The sequence below is a fragment of the Phaeodactylibacter xiamenensis genome, assembly GCF_000759025.1.
Lineage (GTDB): Bacteria > Bacteroidota > Bacteroidia > Chitinophagales > Saprospiraceae > Phaeodactylibacter > Phaeodactylibacter xiamenensis.
In genome coordinates this window covers 126244-150381 of the sequence record NZ_JPOS01000012.1, presented here as the reverse complement: position 1 = coordinate 150381, position 24138 = coordinate 126244, and the positions used below count along the sequence as shown (strand labels likewise).

Annotated in this window: 15 protein-coding genes; 8 read left to right on the top strand and 7 right to left on the bottom strand. The window is 51.3% G+C overall.

The genetic code is table 11. The annotated features are described in order from the left end of the window. The first annotated feature begins 350 nt into the window (after positions 1-350). From IX84_RS04220 to IX84_RS04205, 4 genes are all read left to right on the top strand, one after another. A complete protein-coding gene (locus IX84_RS04220) occupies positions 351-1727 on the top strand; it encodes a serine hydrolase (protein WP_044216823.1) in 1377 nt (458 codons plus the stop codon). A gap of 101 nt (positions 1728-1828) precedes the next feature. Beyond that, entirely contained in the window at positions 1829-3463 is a 1635-nt protein-coding gene (locus tag IX84_RS04215; RefSeq protein WP_044216821.1) for a T9SS type A sorting domain-containing protein, read from the top strand. Between the two features lie 391 nt (positions 3464-3854). Next, positions 3855-6353, top strand: coding sequence for an outer membrane beta-barrel family protein (locus IX84_RS04210; RefSeq protein ID WP_044216819.1), 2499 nt, complete (start codon positions 3855-3857; stop codon positions 6351-6353). A gap of 188 nt (positions 6354-6541) precedes the next feature. Then, positions 6542-8026, top strand: a complete 1485-nt coding sequence (locus IX84_RS04205; protein WP_044216405.1) for an ISKra4 family transposase — start codon at positions 6542-6544, stop codon at positions 8024-8026. Between the two features lie 19 nt (positions 8027-8045). Here the strand turns inward: IX84_RS04205 and IX84_RS04200 are convergent, their stop codons facing one another. Then, entirely contained in the window at positions 8046-8603 is a 558-nt protein-coding gene (locus IX84_RS04200; RefSeq protein WP_152604909.1) for a hypothetical protein, read from the bottom strand. A gap of 395 nt (positions 8604-8998) precedes the next feature. On the opposite strand from IX84_RS04200, the gene IX84_RS04195 reads away from it, so the two are divergent. Together IX84_RS04195 and IX84_RS04190 are read left to right on the top strand one after the other, a co-directional pair. Further along, positions 8999-10051: a sugar phosphate isomerase/epimerase family protein gene (locus tag IX84_RS04195; RefSeq protein ID WP_044216815.1), complete on the top strand. Its 1053-nt coding sequence runs from the start codon at positions 8999-9001 to the stop codon at positions 10049-10051. Between the two features lie 14 nt (positions 10052-10065). Continuing rightward, the gene (locus tag IX84_RS04190; protein WP_044216814.1) at positions 10066-12384 is read left to right on the top strand and encodes a TonB-dependent receptor; all 2319 of its coding nucleotides are present in this window, start codon (positions 10066-10068) and stop codon (positions 12382-12384) included. On the opposite strand, the gene IX84_RS04185 is transcribed toward IX84_RS04190, so the two are convergent. Then, positions 12366-12962 carry a hypothetical protein gene (locus tag IX84_RS04185; protein WP_044216812.1) on the bottom strand — a complete coding sequence of 199 codons (597 nt, stop codon included), beginning with the start codon at positions 12960-12962 and terminating at the stop codon, positions 12366-12368. The genes IX84_RS04190 and IX84_RS04185 overlap by 19 nt on opposite strands. 399 nt (positions 12963-13361) lie before the next feature. Here IX84_RS04185 and IX84_RS04180 point away from each other — a divergent pair, with 399 nt between their 5' ends. Together IX84_RS04180 and IX84_RS04175 are read left to right on the top strand one after the other, a co-directional pair. Continuing rightward, positions 13362-14492, top strand: a complete 1131-nt coding sequence (locus IX84_RS04180; RefSeq protein WP_044216810.1) for a S1C family serine protease — start codon at positions 13362-13364, stop codon at positions 14490-14492. A 326-nt stretch (positions 14493-14818) separates the two neighbouring features. Beyond that, positions 14819-15529 carry a ComF family protein gene (locus IX84_RS04175; protein WP_044216808.1) on the top strand — a complete coding sequence of 237 codons (711 nt, stop codon included), beginning with the start codon at positions 14819-14821 and terminating at the stop codon, positions 15527-15529. A 6-nt stretch (positions 15530-15535) separates the two neighbouring features. On the opposite strand, the gene IX84_RS04170 is transcribed toward IX84_RS04175, so the two are convergent. Genes IX84_RS04170 through IX84_RS04150 form a run of 5 tightly spaced genes read right to left on the bottom strand, consistent with a single transcriptional unit; the run spans position 15536 to position 24132 of the window. After that, entirely contained in the window at positions 15536-16702 is a 1167-nt protein-coding gene (locus IX84_RS04170; protein ID WP_044216806.1) for a hypothetical protein, read from the bottom strand. A 38-nt stretch (positions 16703-16740) separates the two neighbouring features. Continuing rightward, a complete protein-coding gene (locus IX84_RS04165) occupies positions 16741-18342 on the bottom strand; it encodes an ATP-dependent DNA ligase (RefSeq protein WP_044216805.1) in 1602 nt (533 codons plus the stop codon). After that, positions 18339-19370 carry a ligase-associated DNA damage response exonuclease gene (locus IX84_RS04160; protein WP_044216804.1) on the bottom strand — a complete coding sequence of 344 codons (1032 nt, stop codon included), beginning with the start codon at positions 19368-19370 and terminating at the stop codon, positions 18339-18341. The genes IX84_RS04165 and IX84_RS04160 overlap by 4 nt, the downstream gene beginning before the upstream one ends. 38 nt (positions 19371-19408) lie before the next feature. After that, complete coding sequence (locus IX84_RS04155) at positions 19409-19786, bottom strand: nuclear transport factor 2 family protein (protein WP_044216802.1); 378 nt, start codon at positions 19784-19786, stop codon at positions 19409-19411. 2 nt (positions 19787-19788) lie between these two features. Beyond that, positions 19789-24132: a PAS domain-containing sensor histidine kinase gene (locus IX84_RS04150; RefSeq protein ID WP_044216800.1), complete on the bottom strand. Its 4344-nt coding sequence runs from the start codon at positions 24130-24132 to the stop codon at positions 19789-19791. Positions 24133-24138 lie beyond the last annotated feature (6 nt).

Below are 24138 nucleotides of genomic sequence, written 5' to 3'. Positions count from 1 at the left end.
TATCTTGGTCATCCCTTTGGTTTTGTGTTCTGTCAGGTACAGCGATGGCTTACCTGGGATTCACGCAGAGGGCGCGAAGGATGGTTGCTATGGCGATTGAGAAGGTTCTGAGCCTTATATACTGACGATTAAGTGGTTTGCCACAGCAAACCTACTCAATATCAGCATCTACGCTGAGAAGTGGCTTGCGCCTGTCCTGACAAGCTATGCTTCGTCAGTGGCCGATGTCGCAAACCACTTCGTATTGCGTATAACTTTGCGATCTTTGCGCTACCCTTTGCGGCTTTGCGTACAACAACAGAAATTACTTCCTCTACATTTAATCTGCATACTCAATAGTTTTATCATCTATGCTGAACCGTTTCTTACTGCTTTCACTGTTCGCACTATCGCTCCTTTTCCACAGCTGCTCCAAAGAAGATCAGCAGGACGACATCATGCCTGCCAACCAACTGCCGGTCATCGAGGCGCCATCTTCGGTTTCGGCTATTGCCGATTCCCTGTTTACGCTGCAACTGGAAATTACCGATCCCGATGGCCCTGTTCCGGTAGTAAGTTTTGAAGGCTTGCCGGACTGGCTGTCCTACGATGCGGCCACGCAGGTGCTTTCCGGTACGCCGGCCCGCTCCGATCAGGGCAATGTGACCATAGACATCATTGCCGCCGATGATATAGGGCAACGCAAGCGGACGCTGAAGATTGCCGTGCTGGTCTACCTGTCCATCACCGAAAAGCTCAACAACGAAGTTACCAGTAAATTCCAGTTTACCACCAGCGGTATGCTGGGGGTGTCCGTAGCACTGATGACCCCCGAGGATGAGCTCATCACCACCACCCGCGGAGAGCACAGCCCCGGAGGCAACAACCCGCTCGACCCCAACTATCGCTACCGGGTGGCCAGCGTGACCAAATCTTTCACAGCGACCCTCATCCTCCGCCTGGCAGAAGAGGGCTACTTTGAGTTAGATGATAAGCTGTTTGAATACCTGGAAATCCCTGGGCTGGATAATGGCATCGCTATTACCATTGAACACCTGCTGACGCATACTTCCGGCATGGGCGACCATCTCAATGACGGTGGCTTCTACACCGGCAGCGACTGGCAGACCCGCGTGTGGGAGCATCAGGATATCTACGACTACACGGTCGATCAGGGCTCCTTTTTCTGGCCTGGCAGCAGCTACCGCTACTCCAATACGGGCTTTTATGTGCTGGGCGCTTTGGCGGAAGCCGTCACCGGACAGTCGCTGAGCGATCTGTACAAATCCTACATCTTCAATCCACTCGGGCTGGATCAAACCTTGTACGACGACTTCAGCTCCTACGCAGAAAAAATCGACAGCCTGGCGGAAAACAGCCGTGCCTATGAGTACCACCTGACCTCAGTGGGCGCGGCGGGCGCTATCGTTTCCACCCCTTCCGATCTGGCGAAGTATGGCAATGCCGTGTACGGAGGCGACTTCCTCACCGCTGCCTCCAAAGAACTGATGATCACCGATTATGGTTTTGCCGTAGGCGGCAGCAACTACGGTCTGGGCACCCGTCTGTGGGACGACTTTGGCATCGTCCACTACGGGCACACCGGCTCTCTGATGGACTACCGGAGCATCATTATGTACGTTCCGGAAGCTGATGTCAGCATCGCCCTGTCCACCAACGACCCGCACCCTAACTGGTTTGATCTGGTGAATGGCGTATTGGTGGTGGTGACGAATCATTACCGGTGATTTAGGCATGGGGTTTCGTCAGCCCCGTTGCAGTATTCATTATAGCGAAACATTGTAGTGGATACAGAGAAGCATTAAATTGCTTGTAAAACCCCAATACGATGCAAAAGTTAGCGCTATCTTTAGTCCTGTCCGTATTTAGTACGACCCTGTCTGCCCAGTGGGAAAAAGCCTTTCCTGACCTGATGTCCGGAGAGGTCACGCAAATCCTAGAGCGGAACAGCGGTAATTATGCCATGCTGGTGCCCAACCGCAATCGGCTGCTGGAATTTACTCCTGATGGAGAATTGATCACCAATGAGGCTCTTCCATATGACCTCAATGCCTGGCAACAGTTTTCTTTAGAGGAAACTCCGGATAGTGCGCTTGCTTTTCCTGTCAATGTAGGGTTTTGTTCCGGTTGGGCAAATATACTGCTCGTCGATTCGGAGGGGGGCAGGCAAGAAGTGCCCTTTGAGCAGGGGACTACGTTTAATGTTCTTCCTTTAGGGGGGGAGTCTTTTCTGGTGCACAATTACTACGACGATATGCTTCAGGAAATAAAGGTATCCGGGCAGGTGGTCCGGGAAATCCCTTTTCCTGGTGGGCAGGAGTTTCTGGAATTTGAACGACTAAGTGATACAACTATTGCCATCGGGACACTTCAGCATATTATTATTACGGATACGGCTTTGTCAGTCCTGGACACTTTGCCAGGCTATCGCGGGCAGCAGGTGGAATCGAATGGCTCAGGCGGGCTGATCAGCTATGATCAGGACTCGGTATGGCTGCACGATGAGGCGATGCAGCTTCAGGCCGTTGTGGCATCGGCAACAGGTGCCGCTATAGAGGCTGTTTCGATTGGTTTTGGGCAGGTTGCCATCTTGCATGATAATGGATTGATCAATATTTATGACAGTATTTTACAGCCACTAAGCGGCTTCAATATAGACCAGGGTATACAGCCCAACGACTTTGCAATTACCCCTACCGGTTACCTACTGGTCGGGCGCGCAGGAGTTGCCCCCTTCCTAAAACATTATGAGTTTAATGGATTCAGTGAATCGGAGGGATATGATATTGTACTTTCGGAAATCGAGGTGCAGGGGCCTGCTGTTGTTAGTAGCCGGGAGCTCAGCGTGCCGGTTGGTGAAGTGCTGGTTTACGACTTGCCAGTCGCCCGGTTTACACTTGAGAATCACGGTCCGGATACCGTGCATACCCTTTTTCTAGCCATTCGTTTCCCCTGGGTCAGTTATGATATTTGGAACGGTTGTTCTTCTCTTGAGCAGTTCAATAAAGAAAACTGGGATAACTTGAATTTTGCCCCGGGCAGTACCATTGAGCTGGAATGGGATATCCCGGAGTTTGAATTCAATAGTTTCGGTATTATTGGAGACCCCTACCAGCTTTGCGTTACAGCGGAATTGCCCAACTACAGCTTCGATTACAACCCCTCGGATAACCGCAGTTGTGCCACTACGCTCTACGTCAGTACGCCGGAGCCTGCCCTCAATAACGTTCATCTGAAAGCCCTGCCCAATCCAGCCACCGGCCAGGTACAGGTAGAATGGTCTTTACCGGTACAAGAGCCAGTGGTGGTACGCTTGCACAATGCCATTGGGCAGTTGGTGTACGAAGCTCCGGGAGCGCCTAAATCTCCGGTGTTTTTACCCCCTCAGGCTGCCGGATGGTATGTGGCCAGCCTCTGGCGGCAGGGGCAGCGGCTGGCGCAGCAGAAAGTGGTTTGGCGTTAATGTGCCACCACTCTCTTTATCAATATTTCCTTTGCTATTTACTCCTGCGGCAATGATTCTGAGGAAGTACAGCTAAGAGATGCTATGTTAGCATCTCTTAGTCTTTTCGGGTAGCGAAGACCTCCCGGATCTTTGATGCAGTCAGCTTCCAGGTGATATCACATTTTTAAGGGGATAACCGGGTCACACTTTTAACCCGGGCGTCGCAGATGTTTAGTTGAAAAAAGCGATTGCTCCAACAGCAGTACCTATGGTCTCCGACAAAAAGCAGGAGTAGCTTGGATAAATACGAAAAGCTTACTTTTGCCAGCCATTACACTACTATGACAATCTGCTTGTTCCTCGCAACTGATCAGGGAGAACTTTGTTCTGCACCAAAATATTCGTTAGTATGAAGTCCAACGTTATACATTTTTCCCTCTTGTTGGTTTTTTTGCTGGTGGTTTCCGTTATATCGGCTCAGCCTCCATGGGGCGGCACTGGGGGCGGCAAGAAGGGGCCTACCATTAAAGGGCGTATTGCCGGGACGGTGATTGATTCGATCAGTGGGCAGCCGGTAGAATTTGCAACCCTGGTTTTAATCAAGTCAGCCGATGGGAAGCAACAGGATGGCGGGATTACGGAATCGGATGGCTCCTTCAAGATTATTGAGGTGGAGAATGGGAAATACGATTTGAATATTAGCTTTTTGGGCTACGAACCTAAGGTACTGGAAGGCCTGGAAACCACCCTGGAAAAGCCTGACCTGGACTTGGGCACTATTTATATCCTGCCAACGGGTGTAAACCTGGAAGAGGTTACGGTGACGGGGCAGGCGGCCCTTGTGGAAAACCGGATTGACAAACTGGTTTACAACGCGGAAAAAGATGCGAGTACCGTGGGGGGCGACGCCGCAGATGTACTTCGTAATGTCCCTTTGCTGTCAGTAGATCTGGACGGGAACGTAAGCCTGCGGGGCTCCTCCAATATTCAAATCCTGATCAATGGCCGCCCTTCCACCTTGTTTGGTTCTAACCCGGCGGATGCCCTGAAAACGATCCCTGCTAACCAGATAAAAACGGTGGAAGTAATAACGACGCCTACCGCTAAGTACGACGGGGAAGGGAGTTCGGGAATCATCAATATCATCACCAAAAAAAGAAACGCTGAAGGCTTTACCGGCTCTGTAAACACCTCCATCGGAACCCGCCAAAATAACGGTGGGGTCAATCTGAATTGGGTGCGTGGCCGTTTTGGGCTCAACGGTGGTGCCAACAGCTTCTGGTCCTGGAGGCGCGAAGGGTCTATTGACTTCCTGCGGGAGGAGCAGGAGGGCGAAACCATACTAAGTACCTTTATCCAGGGTGGGCCGAATAGTAGTCAGGTACTCGGGTTTAACGGTAATTTCGGGGCCTTCTACGACTTCAATGCTTACAATAGCATCAACTCCAGTATCCGGTTCAATGGCTTTAATAATTGGCGGGACGGTACAACCAATGGCCGCATCGCCCCCAATACAGGTGATATCGTGGATTTTGTGCGCAGCAATGATAATGCAAGCGTACGAAATGGCTACGATTGGACAGTAGATTACAAGCGTACCTATCCCAAATCTGAACGGGAGTTTTCTGTAGCCTTTCAGCTAAGTACTACCAACAGTGATCAGGAAAATGTCACAGATCAGGATGGCAGCGAATTGCGCTACGAGGAAGATATCCGAAATTTTAACGATGGTATCAACAGTGAGTACACTCTGCAGGCGGACTATGTACACCCCTTTCCCGGAGGGACAAAACTGGAAACGGGGCTCAAGACCGTCATTCGGCGCATCAATAGTGATTACGAGACCCTGACGAGGGAGACGAATACCGTTATGTTTACGCCTATTCCTTTCCTCACAGATAACTTCCTGTACGATCAGGATGTATACGCCGGTTATGTTTCCTTGAACTGGAAATTGAGCAAGTCTATCGGACTGATCACCGGCGCGCGTTATGAACATACCACCATTCGTGGCGCATACCGGGAGTTAGAGCAAGAGCCATTTACCCAGCAATACGGTAATATTTTGCCCAGCATTATTCTGAACAAGCAGTTTAAGAACTTCAGTAATGCGAAGGCGAGCTATTCGCGCCGTATTCAGCGGCCAAGTCTGTTCTTTATCAACCCATTCACCCAAATCAGTGACCCCAACAACCTGGTTTTTGGAAATCCAACACTTGACCCCGAAGTCGTGGACCAGTACGAGTTGAGCTACAATACCTTCGTCAAAGGGGTCGCTATTAATGCCGCGGTCTATTACCGGCAGACAACGGATATTATTGAGTCCTTCGTCCAAATCGAGCCGGCTTCAGAGGTGTCGTCTACCAGTTATCTGAACATTGGTGTAAACAACAGTGTGGGAGTTAACCTCTTTACATCGGTCAACATCAAAGAAATAGGTTCCTTCCGCCTGGGCTTTAACATCTTCACCTATAACGCCGAGTCGACGGTAGACAGCATTGATTTGAGCCGGAGCACGGTAATTTGGAACGGTAATATCGGTGCGAATATCAATTTACCGAGGGATTGGAAGTTTGATTTGTTCGGTTTTGCCCGTTCTCCACAGCAGACGCTGCAGGGAGAGAACCCGAGTTTCTGGCTTTATGGTATGGGGCTACGGAAGCAGTTTAACAAGCGCTTCAGCCTTGGTATCCGTGCTATCGAGCCGTTTAATGAGCGCAAGAGTTTCCCCTCCGAAATTCAGGGCGAAAACTTCTATCAGCGCTCCAACTTTAGCATTCCGTTCCGCTCGATTGGCTTTAGCATCAGCTACAATTTTGGCGAACTGGATTTCAGTGGTAACCGCCGCGGCCGCCGTTCCAAGATCAATAATGATGATCAGAAAGGTGGAGGGAACGATAATTTTTAGAGGCTAAGGGTTGATAACCTTCCTATGGTAGTCAAGCCATTGTGATGCTGCTCCTTGAGAAGCTATAAAATCGCACGAGTGCGTGACAAAAAAGCGGGGATGGGTAAAAAAGGGAGGTTGAGCCAATAAGTCGTAAATTGAGTTTGACACAAAACAATTAACGACAGCCAAACCTCCCGGATGAAGTTATGGAAAAACAGCAACTTACCCAGCGATTAAATCAGAAGTTTGAAGAATTAGTGTGCCTTAGCGATGGATACGTCGAATCTTCGGATGCCATGCATGACATTGAAAAAGGCTTGCTGAGCGAATTGCTGAGCATCGGGCTGCTGCTGCTCCGGTACATCATAGCCGGGAAGCTAAAACAGTGCAAGAGTTATGAATTCGACGTGGACAATCAAGCAGCTTGCCAAAGCAAGGGCAAGAAGGCGCGGCGCTATTTAAGTTTGTTTGGGCCCTTATCCATACAGCGCCCGAGCCACTGGGCCAGTGACAAAGGGGTTGTATATAAACTGGATGAGCACCTGCAGTTGCCCCGAGGGAGCTATTGGTCTTACAATATCCAGGAATTAGTGGGCGAAAGTGCATCAGAGAATGATTTCCGTGAAAGCGTGCACCTGTTTAACAAGCTGCTGAATTTGGATTTGCGCTGGGAGTCCTCGGTGCGCAACACTCTTAATTTGGGCCAATACGTGGAAGCCTATTATGAGGCCCGCCCGGCTAAGGCAGAACCTGAAGCGGTGTGCTTCAGCGCCTCTTTTGACGGCAAGGGCGTACCGAAGGTAAGAAAGCCCAAAGCCCGCTCGGGCAACCCCAAAGCCCGCTTGGGCAAAGGGGAGAAACCAGGGACAAAGCAGATGGCAACTGTTTCAGTAACTTCCAGCTTTAAGCCTAAGCAACGTAGTGTCAAAGCCATTGCCGATGCTTTGATGGGAGTGGAAAACGAGCCTCAAAAGATAAAGAAAAAACCAAAACAAGAGCAGCGCTCAAAAAAGAATGGCTGGCACGAAAATATCCACCGCAGGGCATTTTTAGCAGACCAGGACAAGGCGGTGGACTATGGGATACAGGACATCAAAAACCGGATTAGCCATACAGACAGCCGCTTCGTTGTCCCTATTGACGCAGGCATCGGGCTAGAGGACAAAGTCTTGGGAGCGGTCAAAAAATACGGTTTGGAAGATGCCTTTGATGGCATTATCCTGGATATTATCCATGTGCTGGAATATGTTTGGGCAGCCGCGACTGCGGTTTTTGGCGAGCAGTCCAAGCTGCGCACGCCTTGGGTCAGGGATATGCTCACGGACTTGCTCAACAGCAAAACGCAAAAAGTCATTGATGATTTAGTGGCTATCCGGGATAAGACAAAATTATCCAAAAGTAAAAGCCAACAGCTGAACAAAGCCATTACCTATTTTACCAACCATCAGCATAAGATGGACTATCTGGCTTTTATCAAGAAGGGATACCCCATAAGCTCAGCTATGGCAGAGTCCACTTGTGGGCATTTGGTCAAAGAGCGTATGGAGCAGAGCGGCATGCGGTGGAGCAGCGACAGTGCCCAAAAAGTGATGGATCTAAGAGCTGTAAAATTAAATGGCGACATGGAGGATTTTGTCCAGTTTGTCGTTGGCTCAGAACGCAAAATCCGCCTCCGGAAAATGGCGGCATAATAGATGCCCCGCTTTTTTGTCACGCACTCATATTTTTTTCTACGACTGATCCGTTCCCTTCATTTTGGGCACTATCAACTACGGTGTACAATAATTGAATAAGTGCACCATACGGAGCTCCTAAGATTGGATCATAGGCAGACCGAATATGAAAAAGATAAAATATATTAGGTGTGTTAGGTTTTGGCAATGCTAGAGCACCTTGTGTAGGTACGGTATAACCTGGAGAATATTGACTTTCATCACATTGATGATCATGCACATCACCCGGATTAATTCCATCTCCATTTTCCATAAGCTGGTGCCGGGCATTGTGTATTTCGCACCCATTGGTATAAAAAATCAGCCCCCCTTCCGCATTGCTCATCGTAAAATTGGTACCCCCAAAAATCATCTGCACACTGTCCGGTGCACTAATGACAGGGGGGCTTGAATTAAAGTCGAGCCTAGAGGCTTCCCCCCAGTCATTACTAGTGATGTATTGTTCACTGAACAGCCAGGTGTAATCGTGTTTTTGGGCGGATAGGTTGGAGGTAAATCCGGCCATACAGCAGAGTAAAGTCAAAAAAGTTCGCATGTTCAAAAATTAATGTACCTGGACCGTGCAAGCCAGGTTGATGCCTAAAAAAAGTCCAAAAAAAACACGCTTCATACAGTTTTAGTAAGCGCCAGCGCGTGAAGTCATTAGAATAACTGACAATCTAAGCCAGGCAATAAAATTAATTGATCCGGCGCGGTTGTGATTTTTTGTATTGCAACGGTTACTTGAATGAATGTAATATACCCTCCTTCATAGGTATTTCCAAATGGCCTAAATTTTTTTTGAAAAAAACATTGTGAATACGGATGAGGCTAAACCTTACTTATCCCTGTATGAATGAAGCCATCGGGGCTTTGATCAGCTATCTGGTTGGTTGAAGCCAGGGATGCTTTTCCAAAAAATCCGTACTTTCCAATCTAAAACCCACGACTATGAAGACCATGAAAGGCCCCGCCATTTTCCTCGCTCAGTTTATGGGCGATGAGCCTCCATTCAACAGCCTCGATGCCATCTGTGCCTATATGGCCGGGCTGGGCTATAAAGGCGTTCAAATCCCCACCTGGGAAAGCCGGCTCATTGACCTGCAGCAGGCTGCGGAAAGCCAAACTTACTGCGACGAGCTTAAGGGCAGAATTGCCGAACATGGGCTGGAAATCACCGAGTTGTCTACTCATTTGCAGGGGCAGCTGGTCGCCGTGCACCCGGTTTACGACAAGCTGTTTGATGGTTTCGCCCCGGAAGCGGTGCACAACAACCCCAAAGCCCGAACGGAGTGGGCCGTTCAGCAGCTGAAATGGTCCGCCAAAGCGAGCCGCAATCTGGGATTAGATGCCCATGTGTCCTTTTCCGGCGCCCTGCTTTGGCCCTTTATGTACCCCTGGCCACAGCGCCCGGCCGGCCTGGTGGAAATGGGCTTTGAAGAACTCGCCAAACGCTGGAAGCCTATACTCGATGCCTTTGAGGAGCAGGGCGTGGACGTTTGCTACGAACTGCACCCGGGCGAAGACCTGCACGATGGGGGTTCCTTTGAGGCTTTTCTGGAAGCGCTGGATGGGCACCCGCGCTGCTGCATCAACTACGACCCCAGCCACTTCGTGCTGCAGTGCCTCGACTACATTCAGTTTATTGACTTTTACCATGAACGCATCAAGGCCTATCACGTTAAGGATGCGGAGTTCAACCCTACTGGCAAACAGGGTGTTTACGGAGGGTATCAGCCCTGGCTAAAGCGGGCAGGCCGTTTCCGGTCGCTGGGTGACGGGGATGTGGACTTCCGGGCCATTTCCAGCAAACTGGCAGAGTACGACTACGATAGTTGGGCGGTGCTGGAATGGGAATGCTGCATCAAAAGCCCCGAGCAGGGTGCGGCAGAGGGTGCGCCCTTCATTCAGGAGCACATCATCGAAGTGACACAGAAGTCTTTCGATGATTTCGCCGGGGGAGGGTCAGACGATCAGCTCAACCGCGATACGCTGGGGATCTAAAATCAATCATTTTCATGCGCTACGTTTACTTACTGGTTCTGCTGTTAGGCACTTTTTCGCTGTTCTCACAGTCCTCACCTACCCAAACCGTTCGGGGGAAAGTACTGGAAGCAGGCACCAACGCACCGCTGACCGGGGCGGCAGTTGAGCTTATTGGCTTCGGTTCGGGTACCGTGACGGACGATCGGGGGCAGTTCCTGTTTCCGGAAGTGCCGGTTGGGCGGTACGAACTGCGGGTAACCTTCCTGGGATACGCGCCCTTTATCCTGGCGGAAGTGCTGGTGGAATCCGGTAAGGAAGTGGTGCTGGAACTGCAGCTCAAGCCGAAGCCACAGGCTTTAGACGCGGTGGAGGTGACCGCTTCCCGCAGTGGTATGCAGGTGGTGCAGCCTTTGGGCGTCAAAACCATGACCATCGAACAGGTGCGCCGTTTCCCGGCTACCTTCTACGATCCGGCACGGTTGGCTTCCTCTTACGCAGGTGTGGTCAATACCAATGATCAGGCCAATGGCATGAGCATTCGGGGGCACTCGCCGGACCACATGGCCTGGCAATTGGAGGGGATTCAAATTCTCAATCCTAACCACACGCCCAATGCCGGCACCTTTTCCGATCGAACAACGATGAACAGCGGCGGCGTCAATGCTTTGAGCGCTCAGTTGCTGTCGACCTCCCACCTCTACACCGGAGCATTCCCGGCAGCCTACGGCAATGCCCTGAGCGGGGTGATGGACATGCGCCTGCGGGCGGGCAATAATCAACAGCAGGAATTTACCCTGCAGGCCGGGTTGATCGGTTTGGATGTTGCCGCTGAGGGGCCTTTTTCTAAAAACAGCGAAGCTTCCTACCTGGTCAATTACCGTTATTCTACCGTAGGTTTGCTTACGCAAGCCGGCGTGAACTTCGGGGAAGAGGCGATTAATTTTCAGGATTTGTCCTTCAACCTGGTTTTTCCCGGGCAGAAGGGCGGTAAGCTTACCCTCTTTGGGGTGGGTGGCCTTAGCAGCAACCTATTCGAAGGGCAGGCTGACCCCGAATTGCGAGAGTCGGATAAGGATTTGTTCAGTATTGATTTCCGGTCAAATATGGGCATATTGGGGGCGACCCACGAACAGCCGGTTGGTGAGCGTGGGTTGTGGTTTACCGGGCTTGGGGTTTCTGCCGTCGATCAGGAGCGATACAGCGAGGCGCTAATTCCAGATTTGCAGGAGGCACTCCCAGAGGCTCTTCTGGAGGATGATGACCGTCTGCGTTTGATCTCCGGGCATACGTATTACCGTCACAACTTCATCCGGGGGCATCAGGCACAATTCGGGCTTCAGGTACGGGCGTTTGACCACCTTGACCAACTGGAAGGAGCCTCGCCGGATGCAGCAACACAAAACGAAACCATCCTGACTCCATACTTCACCCTAAGCGGCCCGCTATCGGGTCGGGTGAGCTATCAACTGGGTCTCCACCTGCCTGCTTATCTGGAGTCCTCGCCCATTTATGTCGAGCCCCGGGCTTCCTTAAGCTATCAACTGGCGCCTCAGCATCAACTCTATGCAGGCTACGGGCTGCATTCTCAGATGAGCTCTCCGTATTTCCGGGCATTCGGGGCACTGTCCCCCACCCGTTCTCATCAGGGTGCGCTAGGCTACCAATGGCAACCGCAACCGGCACTGAGTGTGAAAGTCGAGGCGTTCTACCACCACTTATTCAATGCACCGGTTTTTGATGTGGCAGGCGGCGGCGCCTTCACTACGCTGAACGAGCTCAATAGCTGGTCATGGCTGGACGGAAGCATCCGGGAAGAAAAGGCAACGGGCGATAATTATGGGGTTGAACTTTCCGTCGAACAGCTCCTGACCAAAGGCTTTTATTATCTGGCTAATTTGACGTTGTACCAGGCTGATTTCACTTTGCCCGGTGAAGCAGCTCAAACTGGCCGCTACGATGGGCGCTACATCTTCAATGCCGCCGGAGGAAAAGAATGGCAAAAGGAAACCGATAAACATATAAGGACCATAGGGCTGAACCTTCGGGTGAACTACCTGGGAGGGCTGAGGGACCTCCCGATAGATGTGGATGCTTCTGAGGCTGCAAGTTATACCCGCTTTGATTTCTCAGCTGGTTACACGGAGCAGTTCCCCGATTTCTTCCGCACCGACTTGCGGATTTACATCAAAAAGAGCCGGAAAAAGTACAGCAGTACCCTTGCGCTGGACATCCAAAACCTGACCAATCAGGAAAATGTAGCTTATACCTACTACGACATTCTTCAAAATGAGGTGTTACAGCGCTATCAGTTAAGCCTGATCCCGATCCTGACTTACCGGGTGGAGCTTTGAGGTAGTGGCGGAAGAGGCTCAATACCTGGCACGGTGGTTTCGAACCAACGCAGCGGCGCCTGCATTTTGTCGCCGGTTTCGGTATCGCACTTGAAGAAAAGGTAATACAGTTGCAGGTTGCTCCCCAGCCTTCCGAGCAGGCGTTGCAGACGTGCCTGTCCCTCTTGTGGCAGCTGATAGACGAAAATGCACCGCCAGGCATAAAACGCTTCATCGTGCAGTTCTAAAATATCAAGAATGCTGGTATCAGCCGTAAACTGCTCCATATAGCGCCGGGCGATCATACCGTGGTGCTTAGACCAGTCGCGGGGCGTACCCCGAACCTCTAAATGCTTGAACGTATCATGCACAAGCGTGATGAGCCGCAACTTTCGGCGTACGCAAGGGGAAATGTCAAGCCGGTCTACATTTTCCAGTACCTCAAGGATATGTTTATACACCTCTCCTTCCGGATGACCAAACCGTGGAACGCCCCAAAGCAGGCCCTCTTGAAAAGCATGGTCATTAAGGAGCGCCGCTTCTGCTTCATTTTCAGGGCAGATGAGTTGCTGTAGGCGTTTGCGATAGTCTTGAGTCATGTCAGATTTAAAGGTTAGCCAAGCGTAAGGGCACGGATGAAAGGTGTACTTACCATAGAACTCCTGCTGTTTCAAATCCGTTCACTACGCCCACGAAACAAAGAAAAAAGACCAAAAGAGATTTGCGATAAAACCCGGAAGGGACTCACCGAAATCTGCTATTCGGCATACGGCAGAATAGAATGGTCAATTTATTTGAGGTGCTGTTCGCAAGTGCAGGCATTCAAGATAACGATTTCCACTTAAATCAGCAAGAGGGTTGTAAAAAGTACCTGTAGTTAAGCTACCGTTAAAGCCCTGAAATTCCCATAACAAAGATCGCAGCTCAGGCGTTTTGCCAAATGTTAAGAGATCAGAATGCATCTCGGCAATCATCAAACACAAAATATTCATCCGATTATGAAACAGCTATTTGCACTCGTGTTCGCGGGTATTGTAGGTGGCCTGATTACCCTTGGCGGTTACAGTTTGCTGGCCCCACAGCCCACTTTGCCTGTCACGCAGGACAATACTTATGCCCAGGCGGTCAGAAATGTCAATGTGTCCCCTGCTATGGCCAATGCGCCTTTCGACTTCAAGGAAGCAGCAGCTAAGTCCATGCCTGCCGTGGTCCATATTTCTTCTAAAATTGCTCAGCCCACCTCCAACCGTCAGGATCCGTTCCGGTTCTTCTTTGGCGATTCCTACGGTGGCGGTCAGCCTCAGGGCGGTACCGGTTCGGGCGTGTTCTACTCCAGCGATGGCTACATCGTGACAAATAACCATGTAGTAGCGAATGCCGACGAGGTGGAAGTAACCTTGTATGACAATCGTACGTATACTGCTAAAGTGATTGGCACAGAGGAAAAGTCCGACCTGGCCGTCATCAAAATCGAAGGCAACGACTTCCCCACGCTCGACTTCTCCAACAGCGACGAAGCTGAAATTGGGGAGTGGGTGCTGGCCGTTGGTAATCCTTTTGACTTGACCTCCACCGTAACCGCGGGTATTGTAAGTGCCAAAGGGCGCAGCATTAACCTGCTGGGAGGCGGAAAAGCCATTGAGTCCTTCATACAAACCGATGCTGCCGTCAATCCTGGCAACAGCGGTGGCGCTTTGGTGGATGCAGAGGGCCGGTTGCTGGGCATTAACACCGCTATCGCTACCCGTACCGGTGTATTCTCGGGCTACAGCTTTGCCATTCCGGTGAACCTGGTCCGCCGTATTGCCGATGATATCATTGAGTATGGTAGTTTCCAGCGTGCCTACCTGGGCGTCGAGATATCAGAGCTCGATGGTGATTATGCCCGTGAATTGGGCTTGCCTATTACGCAGGGGGTTGTTATTGAGAAACTGGTGGAAGGCGGCTCCGCAAAAATGTCCGGATTGTTGCCTAAAGATGTGATCGTCGGGGTAAATGGCCGGGAGATTAAATCCGTTCCGGAATTGCAGGAGATTATCGGTCAGGCTAAAGCCGGTGATATCATGGACGTGGCGGTCAATCGCAATGGCGAAGAATTGAGCCTTCCCGTTCGGCTGAAGCCGGAGTAAAAAGCGGCTAAAGTTTGATTGCTTGAATAAATTCAGCGGTCAAATCGCGTTTTGTAAGAAAAATGACGGCTTCGGCCTTGCGCTTAACCGCTACAAAACTTAAATTGAAAGAAGCGGTATAAGCCATTGAAAACTAAAATAATATCGGATTCTTTTAAGAAATCCTTAACACCACTTCAAGCAACATTCGGCCCACGGATTCAGTTAGTGGTGATAAAGAAACTTGTTTAAAGTTGGTTTTTCGTTTTGTTTTGATGCGTCTGTCTCGCTTTGCGGGGCAGACGTTTTTTCTTACCTTCAAAGGGCAAAACCAACGCACTGTCCGGATGTCGGTACCACTCCAATCATTACCCCCTTGGCTTGACGATTTGCTCGGGCTTTTCTACCCCAATCTCTGCTATGCCTGCGACCGCAACCTGCCTTCCGGGCAATCTGACCCGATTTGTCTTACCTGCCGGTATAAACTGCCGCAAACCGACCATCACCTGCACCTGGACAATGCGTTCACGGAGCGCCTGTGGGGGCGTCTGGAACTGCAAACAGCAGCTGCTTTTTTCCAGTTCGTTAAAGACGGGCGGGCACAGCGCCTGCTTTACCACCTTAAATATAATGGCAAGCAGGAGGTAGGCCGGTACATCGGGAAGTGGTATGGTGAAGTGCTGCGTTCGGTACCCGTTTATCAAAGTGTGGAAGCGATTGTGCCGGTTCCCCTGCATCCCAGAAAAGAAAAAATGCGGGGGTACAATCAGGCGGACTGGTTTGCTAAAGGGCTGGGGGAGTCTATGGATCGTCCTGTAGTACAGGCACTCAGGCGGGTCGTCTTCACCCAAACGCAGACACGCATGACACGCGCAGAGCGGCAGGGGAATGTCAGTCAGGCATTTGAACCGGTTGCCGGGGTTGACCTCAGCGGCAGGCACGTACTGCTGGTCGATGATGTAGTCACCACCGGTGCTACGCTTGAAGCCTGCGGCGCTGAGCTCTTGCGGTATTCCAACCTTGAATTGAGCATGGCAGCCATCGCCATCGCCGATTGATCCTGTCTATGGTTGCGCTTTTACCGATAGTAAAATGGGCTGCTTCGAGCCGTTTTTGAAAACCTGCATCTGCTCAGGTGCCCCAAACTGGGCCTGAACACTAGACAGATAAGCACAGTAGTCATTGTACCAGCCCGGAGAGGCCCTGCGGTCGATCTGATTGATCACATCGCCCATGCGCAAGCCAGCTTCCCAGGCCGGGCTGCCCACTACGATAAAGCCTACCGTCAGGTCACTTTTCGGGGTGAAATGGGGCATCCAGCCTAATTTGGGCAGCGAGAAATCCGGTGTTGGAGCTTCCGCTCTTGGAGAAAGCTGAATGTTGGCCTCTTTAAAGTTGAGGGCGAGATTGTACTGCGCCCACAAGGCATTGCCAATCTGATTCTGCCGGCCGGACTGTACCTTAAGCGTTCCCTGAAAATTGAGCCCGCCCATCTGAATGCCGGTATTTTCAAAGACAACCGCCGTATCAATATCTGAAGCAAAACGGTCCACCACCGCCCGGTCGTAGATCATGGTGCCGGCATCAGGCAGTTGCTTGCTGCTGATGCGCACCGGGCCGCTCTGCCCTATACTGGCTATTGCTTTAGCTTTGCCCATAGCTGCTGTGGCTATTCTCAATTCCGGCTGCCCGTAGGGCGTAGGTTTGAAGGGTAGGGTGTGAACAGCTGAAGGAGCGGGCAATATTTGCGCCAGGTCAGAAAAGATGAGCAATTGTTGATCAAAATCGATATACCAGTTGCAGTGCCGGATGATATTAGCGCCAATAACACCAGCTTCGGCTATGCACTTGGGGGCAGCATAGCCGTCGTAATTCACAATCTCGACGGGCACGGAAGGGAACGTAATATCGCTAAGGTGGAAAGAGTCGAGCGTGGTGACCGCCCCTGCCTGAATGCTGTTGGGCAGCCCCAGGTATTCCCGGGTGGCTTGTGAAATCGTACTGACGGCAGCACCGCTGTCCCAGATGAAGTCAAGCGGCATGCTTTTGTCGTTCAGGCGGGCCCGCACAACGATGAAGCCTTCCCGGAATTCGAAAGGCAGGGTGTCCCGGAAGACGGAAGTGGATGGAGGCGCTGCCTGATAAACCTCCGGCGCAACAGCAGGCGAGCAAGCCTGGAAAGCGATCAATAGTGCTGCAAACAGGCTAAAAGCAAGGCAATTTCTGAACATGAGATTAATGGGATTAATTTGGCCCAAAAATACACATTTTAACCACCTTCTTCATAAAGCTTTAGCAGCTGATGCAAATCTTCCAGCGTATTGGCTTCCTTCAGGGGTTTGTCCTTGCGCCAGCGGGAAATGCGGGGAAAACGCAGAGCAACGCCAGACTTGTGCCGGGAGGATTTTCGGATGCCCTCAAAGGCAATCTCAAAGACATGGGCTGGCTCCACACTGCGCACCGGGCCAAACCGGTCGATGGTATTGCGCCGCACCCAGGCCGTGATTTCCCGGAATTCCTTGTCGGTCAGCCCGGAGTAGGCTTTGGTAAACGGCACCAACTGCTTGTCATCCCAAACTGCGAAGGTAAAGTCGGTGTATAAATTGGCTCGCCGCCCGTGCCCGCGTTGGGCATAGATCATCACAGCGTCGATGGTCAGCGGCTCAACTTTCCATTTCCACCAGTCGCCTTTCTTGCGGCCGGAGCGGTAGGGGCTGCCTTTGTGTTTGAGCATGAGGCCTTCGCTATGATACTGCCGGGCATTTTGCCGCTCGGGCTCCAGCTCCTGCCAGGTGGAAAAATTGACGCGTTCGGATAGCATTAGGATGCCGTCCGTCTCCGTTTGCTCCAGCAATTGTTCGAGCAGTGCCCGGCGCTCTTCCATCGGGCGCTCCCTGATGTCCTGTCCTTCCCACTCCAGCAAGTCGTAGGCTACCAATACTACCGGCGCTTTTTCCAGAATTTTTTTGGTGACATTCTTACGCCCGATCCGGGTTTGCAAATCATTAAAAGTTAGGGGCTGCCCGTCTTTGTAAGGTAGGATTTCCCCGTCGATAACCGTGCCATTAGGCAGGATTTCGGCGAGGGGATGATACTCCGGAAATTTGTCTGTTACTAGTTCTTCGCCTCTCGACCAGACGAAAAGTTCCCCTTTTCTGACGATGAGCTGCCCGCGGATGCCATCCCATTTGCGCTCAGCGATCCAGTCTTTCGGCAGGCCGAGATCGTCCGGGCTGTCTTCCAGGGCATAAGCCAGATAGAAAGGGTAGGGCTTGGAAACATCCTCTAACGGGTCTTTGGTAAGGATGAGGTCTTCGAAGGTGGTCTTGTCGGGTGTCCAATCGCCCATGATGCGGTGGGCGAGGGTGTTCTCATCAATTGCTGTGGATTGGGCGAGCGCCCGGACCATCAGCTTTTGGGATACGCCAATGCGGAACCCGCCCATAATGAGTTTATTGAAGACCAGGCGCTCGGTATAGTCCATTTGCATCCAGGCATCGGTGACGCGCTGCTTTTTTTCGGTTTCCTCCAGCTTGTCCAGCGCTTTGATGTACTCAATCCAGTAGGTGAGGCCCTGTTTGTTGCTGCTGTGCGCCTTGGGCAGGGTCAGGGCAATGGCTTCGCTCAGATCGCCCACCACATGGTAGGACTCTTCAAACAGCCAAAGCGGAATCCCGGCGAGTTCGGCAGCCCAGTGCCGCAGTAGGGTTGTATTCACCGTACGCTTGGGGCGGCGGTGGGAGAGGATGGCCACCGTCCAGAGCCGGTCCTCATCATTGGCCTGATCGAAAAAGCGGGCCAGTTCAGCGACTTTGGTGTTGGTCTTGGTGGTTTGGTCCAGGCGGGTATAGAGGTTGGCAAATGCTCTCATGCGTCCTTTTCGTTTTCCATGTCCTCGGCATCATCTTTATCCAGAGATTCGCCTTCGTATTCGGTTGCAGCTTCCCAGGCATCGAGCCCGCACTCTTCCCGCAGCCAGCGGGCAAAAAGGTTGGTATAGCCGTGTGTTACCGCCACCCGTTCTGCTCCGGTAGCTTTGATGGCATCATTGAGCTCGTTCCAGTCGGCATGGTCTGAGAGGACAAAGCCCCGGTCGGCAGCCCTTCGCCGGCGGGTGCCCCGCAGTGCCATCCAGCCAGAGGCGATGCCTACCGACGCGGACTTAAACCGCCGCATCCAGTTGGAGCCAGTGGCGGAGGGGGTGGCCAGTACCAGGCTGCCTTCGAAGTCTTTTGATTTGTACTGTTGGGTGATGCGCCGGGTTTCGGGTAGCCTGATGCCTTGTTTGCGCATGACCTGCGTGGTTTTCTCAATAGCGCCGTGCGTGAAGATGGGCCCGATTTCGGCATCGATACCGTGCAGCAAGCGTTGTGCTTTCCCCAGAGCATAGGCTGCCAAAACACTGACTTTCCCCTGATCCCGGTTTTGCCGCCACCAGTCATTGATCTCCTCAAAAACAGTGTCTTGCGGTTTCCAGCGGTACACCGGCAGCCCAAAGGTGGACTCTGTGATGAAAGTATGGCAGCGGACCGGCTCGAAGGGCTCGGATAAACCATCAGGTGCTACCTTGTAATCGCCTGATGCGACCCAGACTTCCCCTTTATGCTCTACGCGTATCTGGGCAGAGCCAACGATGTGCCCGGCCGGATGAAAAGAGAACTTTACCCCGTTGATGGTCGTTGCTTCTCCAAACTGAACGGTGGAGAGGTTGATGTTGCCAAGCCGGTACCGTATAACCGGTGCTGCAGCTTCGGTACAAAGGTAATGCTGATGCCCCCAGCGGGAGTGATCGGCGTGCCCATGAGTGATCAGCGCCTTACTGACCGGGCGCCAGGGATCGATGTAAACATCCGCGGGTGGGCAGTAGATGCCTTTATTGGTAAATTCGAGTAGTGCCATAGCGAGGTTGGGTTGCAGTTCTACAACACCATTATAGCTTAGGAGTTTTGAGTGCGCTCCAATGCTGGCCGCGTTTGCGAGGCGTCGTAGATAATTTTGAGCTCTGTAATTTTTCCGGCTGCATCAAAGCGGAAAATATCGACACAGTCAAAGGTGACCTGTTCGCCGTTAGCGAGGGTCCAGTGGTAAAGGAAATTGACGGCAGCATGTTCTGTGCTATGGGTATTAAAAATATGCAGGAGTTCTATATTGGATGCAGAGCTGTCCTTCAGCAGGGCAGGGTAGAAATTACGGGCTGCCTGCTGTCCGTAGAGGGGAGAATGTACGATGGCCTGAGGAGCAAACAAATCCAGGAGCTGAGCTAAGTCTCCCCGGGAAAGCGCATCAAGGTAAGTACGGATGGCGTTTTCCTGCATGCCTAAAAGTTTTTGTGCAGTGTAAAAATGAAAGTAGCTCCTTCACCGGGCCTGGATTTCACCCAGATATCTCCTCCGTGCTGTTCGACTACCCGCTTGCATAGAGCGAGCCCAATACCCGAGCCAGGGTAAAGCTTTTTGCTATGCAGCCGCCGGAAGAGCTGGAAAATCTGCCCATGGTACTCTTCATCAATGCCTATGCCGTTGTCCTTTACTGTAAATTGCCAGTGTTCGTCCAGGTCTTCCACTGTAATAGTGACTTTGGGCTGAACGCCTTTTTCCTGAAATTTGATACCGTTCGAAATCAGGTTTTGAAACAGCTGCCCGAGCTTTGTGGGGTTGCCGTTTAGGACAGGCAGTGGCTCCTGAATGATGAGATCAGCATTTTTATCTTTAATCAGCCCCCGAAGAGATTGCTGCACTACGACAAGGAGCTCATTCAGGTCTACCTCTTCAAAGCCAGGGTCTTCACTATTGGTGAAACGGGCAAACTCCAGCAAGTCTTCAATGAGCTTGTTCATATGAATGGCACTCTTGCTGATAAAGTCCAGATAAGAGTTGGCATCCTCATCGAGTTGATTTTCATACCGGCGCTTCAGGAGTTGCGAAAAGCTATTCATGGTACGTACCGGCTCCCGGAGGTCATGGGAAACAGTGTGGGCAAAGTTTTCCAGCTGCAGATTGCTGTTGACATAGCGGGTGAGCTTTTCATTGTTATAGTCAAGCTCCCGCAGCTTATTTTGCAATGCCTGCTGGGCAATTTTGAGTTCGGTCACATCTCGGATCACCACGATGGCTTCTGATCGGTTGATGCTGTTGATCCGGGCTTCAAAGAAGCGCATGCCTTCACTGGATGGGAGAGGATATTCAAAGGTTTCCACATCTCCTTTTTCCAGTGCTTTTTTCAAATTGATTTTCAGAGCATGAGCAATGTGTGGCGGGAGGACCTCGTCTATTTTTTTATTCAGGAATTGCTCGGGGGGCAGGATCAGCTTCGGGGCTTCTCCCTTTGGGGCAAAGAAGCTGACAAAGCGGTGTTCCTTATCAATTCGGAATTTAAGGTCCGGCAGGGCATCGAGGATGGCACGTTTGAGGTCCTCACTCTCTTGTAGCGCCTGCTGGGCTTCCATCCGGCTTGTGATATCCTCAATAGAACAGATAATGCTCTCAGGCTGGCCATTAATATCTCTGATAATACTGACGAGCAGGTTGCTCCATATTTGGCGGCCTTCTTTATGGCGCAGTTGCTGTTCAAACTGATTAATAGTGTTGTCTTGCTTAAGCGTATGTACCAGTCCTTCAAAGAGCCGTTCGTCAATGCTCAGGTCGTTGAGCGTTTTATGGGTGAGTTCCTGCCTGGAGTAGCCCAGTAGCTGAGAGGCCATTTCATTGACTTCCTGAATGCCTCCATCCATATTGCAGAACAATATGCCCAGCGGGCTGTCTTCAAACAAGCTGCGGAAGAAAGCTTCACTTTCCGTGAGGGCTTTTTCGGCTGCTTTCCGGTGGTCAATATCTATGTGAATGCCAGCAATTTTTACAGGCAGCCCCTCTTTATCGCGGCTCATGACCCTGCCTTTATCGTGCACCCACTTCCAGTCTCCGTCTTTTGTACGCAATCGGATTTCTACTTCAAATAACTCCGTTTTGCCAGCGAGTTGGTCGTCGAGCACCTTTCTGAGCAGGGGGGCGTCTTCCGGGTGAATGAGCTCGAAAAAAGTTTGTGAAACGGGCTTGATTTCATGAGGTGCATAGCCCAGCATTCCGCCCCAATGGAGGTTGTAGAAACAATCATCGGTCTGGTAATTCCACTCCCATAAGCCTAGTTTGGCGGCATCAAGAATGAGTTGGGTACGCTGCTGGCTTTCCTTGAGTGCGAGTTCGGTGGCTTTCAACTCCGAAATGTCAACGGTTATGCCAGTAGCATGAATCGCCTGCCCGGTTTCATTCCGCCCGGTTACTTTACCGGTATCATAGACCCAATGGTAATGGCCCTGTGCATCTTTGATACGGTAGTCAAGGCGGAAATTATCCGAAGCTCCGGTTTGAAAGTGAAAGCTTTCCTGAATCCTTGGGACATCATCAGGATGAAGGTATTTTACCCAGTCTTCATAGCGGTCCGTTAGGGCTTCCGGTGTATGGCCGAGGTGTTTAAACATCAGCGCATTATTGGAAACCTTCCTGTTGGGGATATCCCATTCCCATATCCCAATCCGGGATCCTTCAATTGCCAGATTGAGCTTTTCCTGACTTTGCTGAAGTTCCAGCTCGGTCTGTTTGCGCTGATTGATATCAATAAGCAGGCCGGCGTAGTACTTTTTGCCTTCCAGGACATAGAGTTCTCCGCGAACGACGACCCAATTATAGGAACCCTCTTTCGTCCTGAGCCGGAGCTCTACTTCGAAGCTCTCCTCCAGCTCAATTTTTTGTATAGCATGGTTGAAGCGTGGCTCCTGGTCATCAGGGTGTACTAGCTCAAAGGCACTCGTCAACGTGAGTTTAAACTCATCCGTTTCGAAGCCGAGAATTTTGAAGAAGGTGGAAGAAATCTTTACATGCTCTGTATCAAGATCTAACTCCCAAAAGGATACCATAGCACTTTCAGAAACCATATCAAGGAGTTCCTGCTGGGCTTTGAGCTGCATCATGGCGCCCTTCTGAGAGGTAATGTCTACAAAAATCCCACTACCCTGTATAGGGTACCCTTCTTCGTTCCAGGTTAAGGCCCGGCCACGGTTAAGTACCCATTTGTAACTGCCATCCTTAGCACGCAAACGCATTTCGTGTTCAAACACCTGAGGGTTATTCCTCAGTTCAAGGTGTTTGGTGGCCTTGGAGATGAAAGGAGGCAGGTCATCGGGATGGACCAGGTTGTTGAATTCTTTGGGGTTGGATGGCGTTTCAGAATTATCGTACCCCAGAAGCTGCCAGAAGTAGTCATTGAAGCGGGCTATTTTCCCGGGCAGGTCCCAGTACCAGGTGGCTACCTTCGCTCCTTCGAGAATGAAGTTTAGTTCCTCGCGTTGTTTACGCAGGGAAAGTTCCATCTGTTTACGTGCAGTGATGTCTGTTTGCCCGCCCCATATACCTATCATGTGGTTGGCCTCAAATACACCTACCACATGATTGTTGAACCAGCGCTCAGTTCCATCGGGTGTGATCTCGTGGGTTTCAAAGTCTTTAATCTTAAAGTTTTTCTTGAAGAACTGCAGGGTGGATTTCCGGTTTTGAGCCTCGCCCTCCCCTTTGTGCAGGTCTGCGACTTTTTTGCCGATCAGAGCCTCCGGCCCTTCCAGGCCATACATTTTGGCCATCGCTTTATTGCACTCTGCGATGACAGCTGAGGCATAGTAATGTTCCATTTGCTCTTCCGGAGTGAGCCCTTCAAGAGGGATCGGCGGATCGCACTTCACAAAGTAAATGCCTTCTTCGGCGTGTTTGATGAAGTTGTGGTACCGTTCTCTGCTTTTGGCTTCCTGCTCCTTGATACGCAGCCAGGGGGAGATGTCAAGCGATAAGCCGAGTACGTTGTTGGTGCCTTCTTCTCCTTCACTCGTTACAGGAATTTTCAAGGTTTGCAGGTGTATTTCCTGTCCTTTGGGAGTCGTGATTTTATCTTCCGGCAGCCACATCGTCGCGCCCTCATCCAGTACACGAAGGTCTTCCTCCCGGTACCGGGCCACTTCCTGTTTGTGCGGGTTGAAGTCGCTGTCTGTTTTGCCGATAAGCTCTTCCACCGGCACGCCATAAATTTCAGCAACGCGCTTATTTACCAGAACAAAACGGCCCTCACGGTCTTTGGAAAAGACAAGCCCGGGGATGTTATCAATGATTTTTCGAAGGTAGTCACGTTGCACCTTAATCTTTTTCTCCTGTGTAAAACGGGAGATCGCCGCGCCCAACCCTTCAAGATAGGGCTGTATGGGCTGAAGCGGGTCTGAGCTTCCGGTAGCCTGAGCGACAGGTATGCGGGCAATGAAAAAGCCGGCAGCCTGGCCCTTTGACCGGATTGGGGCAGCGATGATGTGGTGGTTCTCGGAGGGAGATGGAAGTGCCACATACGATTCTGAACCCGCCTCGTGTTCCAGTTTGCGAAGCCAGGAATCTGGTAAGGAGGTTTCCTGGACTTCCCATTGGCCGCTCTCGCAACGGTGGATGCTGGTAATTGGTGAAGGAGTGAACGGGGCAGCAGCGGGCAACCGGAGCACCCATATCGCATCTGTATTTACCAGGGGCACCACTTCAGGAATAGTAGTGATAATACCTCTTTGCAGAGAAGGTGCCTGCTGTAAGGTGAGGACTGATCTTAGGAGCGTTTGTAAAACAGTTGGGGCTTCAAGTGACATTTTTGT

Bases quoted from the DNA above. Each gene is read 5' to 3' on its own strand.
- IX84_RS04220 (WP_044216823.1), top strand. From the start codon at position 351: ATGCTGAACCGTTTCTTACTGCTTTCACTGTTCGCACTATCGCTCCTT.
- IX84_RS04215 (WP_044216821.1), top strand. From the start codon at position 1,829: ATGCAAAAGTTAGCGCTATCTTTAGTCCTGTCCGTATTTAGTACGACC.
- IX84_RS04210 (WP_044216819.1), top strand. From the start codon at position 3,855: ATGAAGTCCAACGTTATACATTTTTCCCTCTTGTTGGTTTTTTTGCTG.
- IX84_RS04205 (WP_044216405.1), top strand. From the start codon at position 6,542: ATGGAAAAACAGCAACTTACCCAGCGATTAAATCAGAAGTTTGAAGAA.
- IX84_RS04200 (WP_152604909.1), bottom strand. From the start codon at position 8,603: ATGCGAACTTTTTTGACTTTACTCTGCTGTATGGCCGGATTTACCTCC.
- IX84_RS04195 (WP_044216815.1), top strand. From the start codon at position 8,999: ATGAAGACCATGAAAGGCCCCGCCATTTTCCTCGCTCAGTTTATGGGC.
- IX84_RS04190 (WP_044216814.1), top strand. From the start codon at position 10,066: ATGCGCTACGTTTACTTACTGGTTCTGCTGTTAGGCACTTTTTCGCTG.
- IX84_RS04185 (WP_044216812.1), bottom strand. From the start codon at position 12,962: ATGACTCAAGACTATCGCAAACGCCTACAGCAACTCATCTGCCCTGAA.
- IX84_RS04180 (WP_044216810.1), top strand. From the start codon at position 13,362: ATGAAACAGCTATTTGCACTCGTGTTCGCGGGTATTGTAGGTGGCCTG.
- IX84_RS04175 (WP_044216808.1), top strand. From the start codon at position 14,819: ATGTCGGTACCACTCCAATCATTACCCCCTTGGCTTGACGATTTGCTC.
- IX84_RS04170 (WP_044216806.1), bottom strand. From the start codon at position 16,702: ATGTTCAGAAATTGCCTTGCTTTTAGCCTGTTTGCAGCACTATTGATC.
- IX84_RS04165 (WP_044216805.1), bottom strand. From the start codon at position 18,342: ATGAGAGCATTTGCCAACCTCTATACCCGCCTGGACCAAACCACCAAG.
- IX84_RS04160 (WP_044216804.1), bottom strand. From the start codon at position 19,370: ATGGCACTACTCGAATTTACCAATAAAGGCATCTACTGCCCACCCGCG.
- IX84_RS04155 (WP_044216802.1), bottom strand. From the start codon at position 19,786: ATGCAGGAAAACGCCATCCGTACTTACCTTGATGCGCTTTCCCGGGGA.
- IX84_RS04150 (WP_044216800.1), bottom strand. From the start codon at position 24,132: ATGTCACTTGAAGCCCCAACTGTTTTACAAACGCTCCTAAGATCAGTC.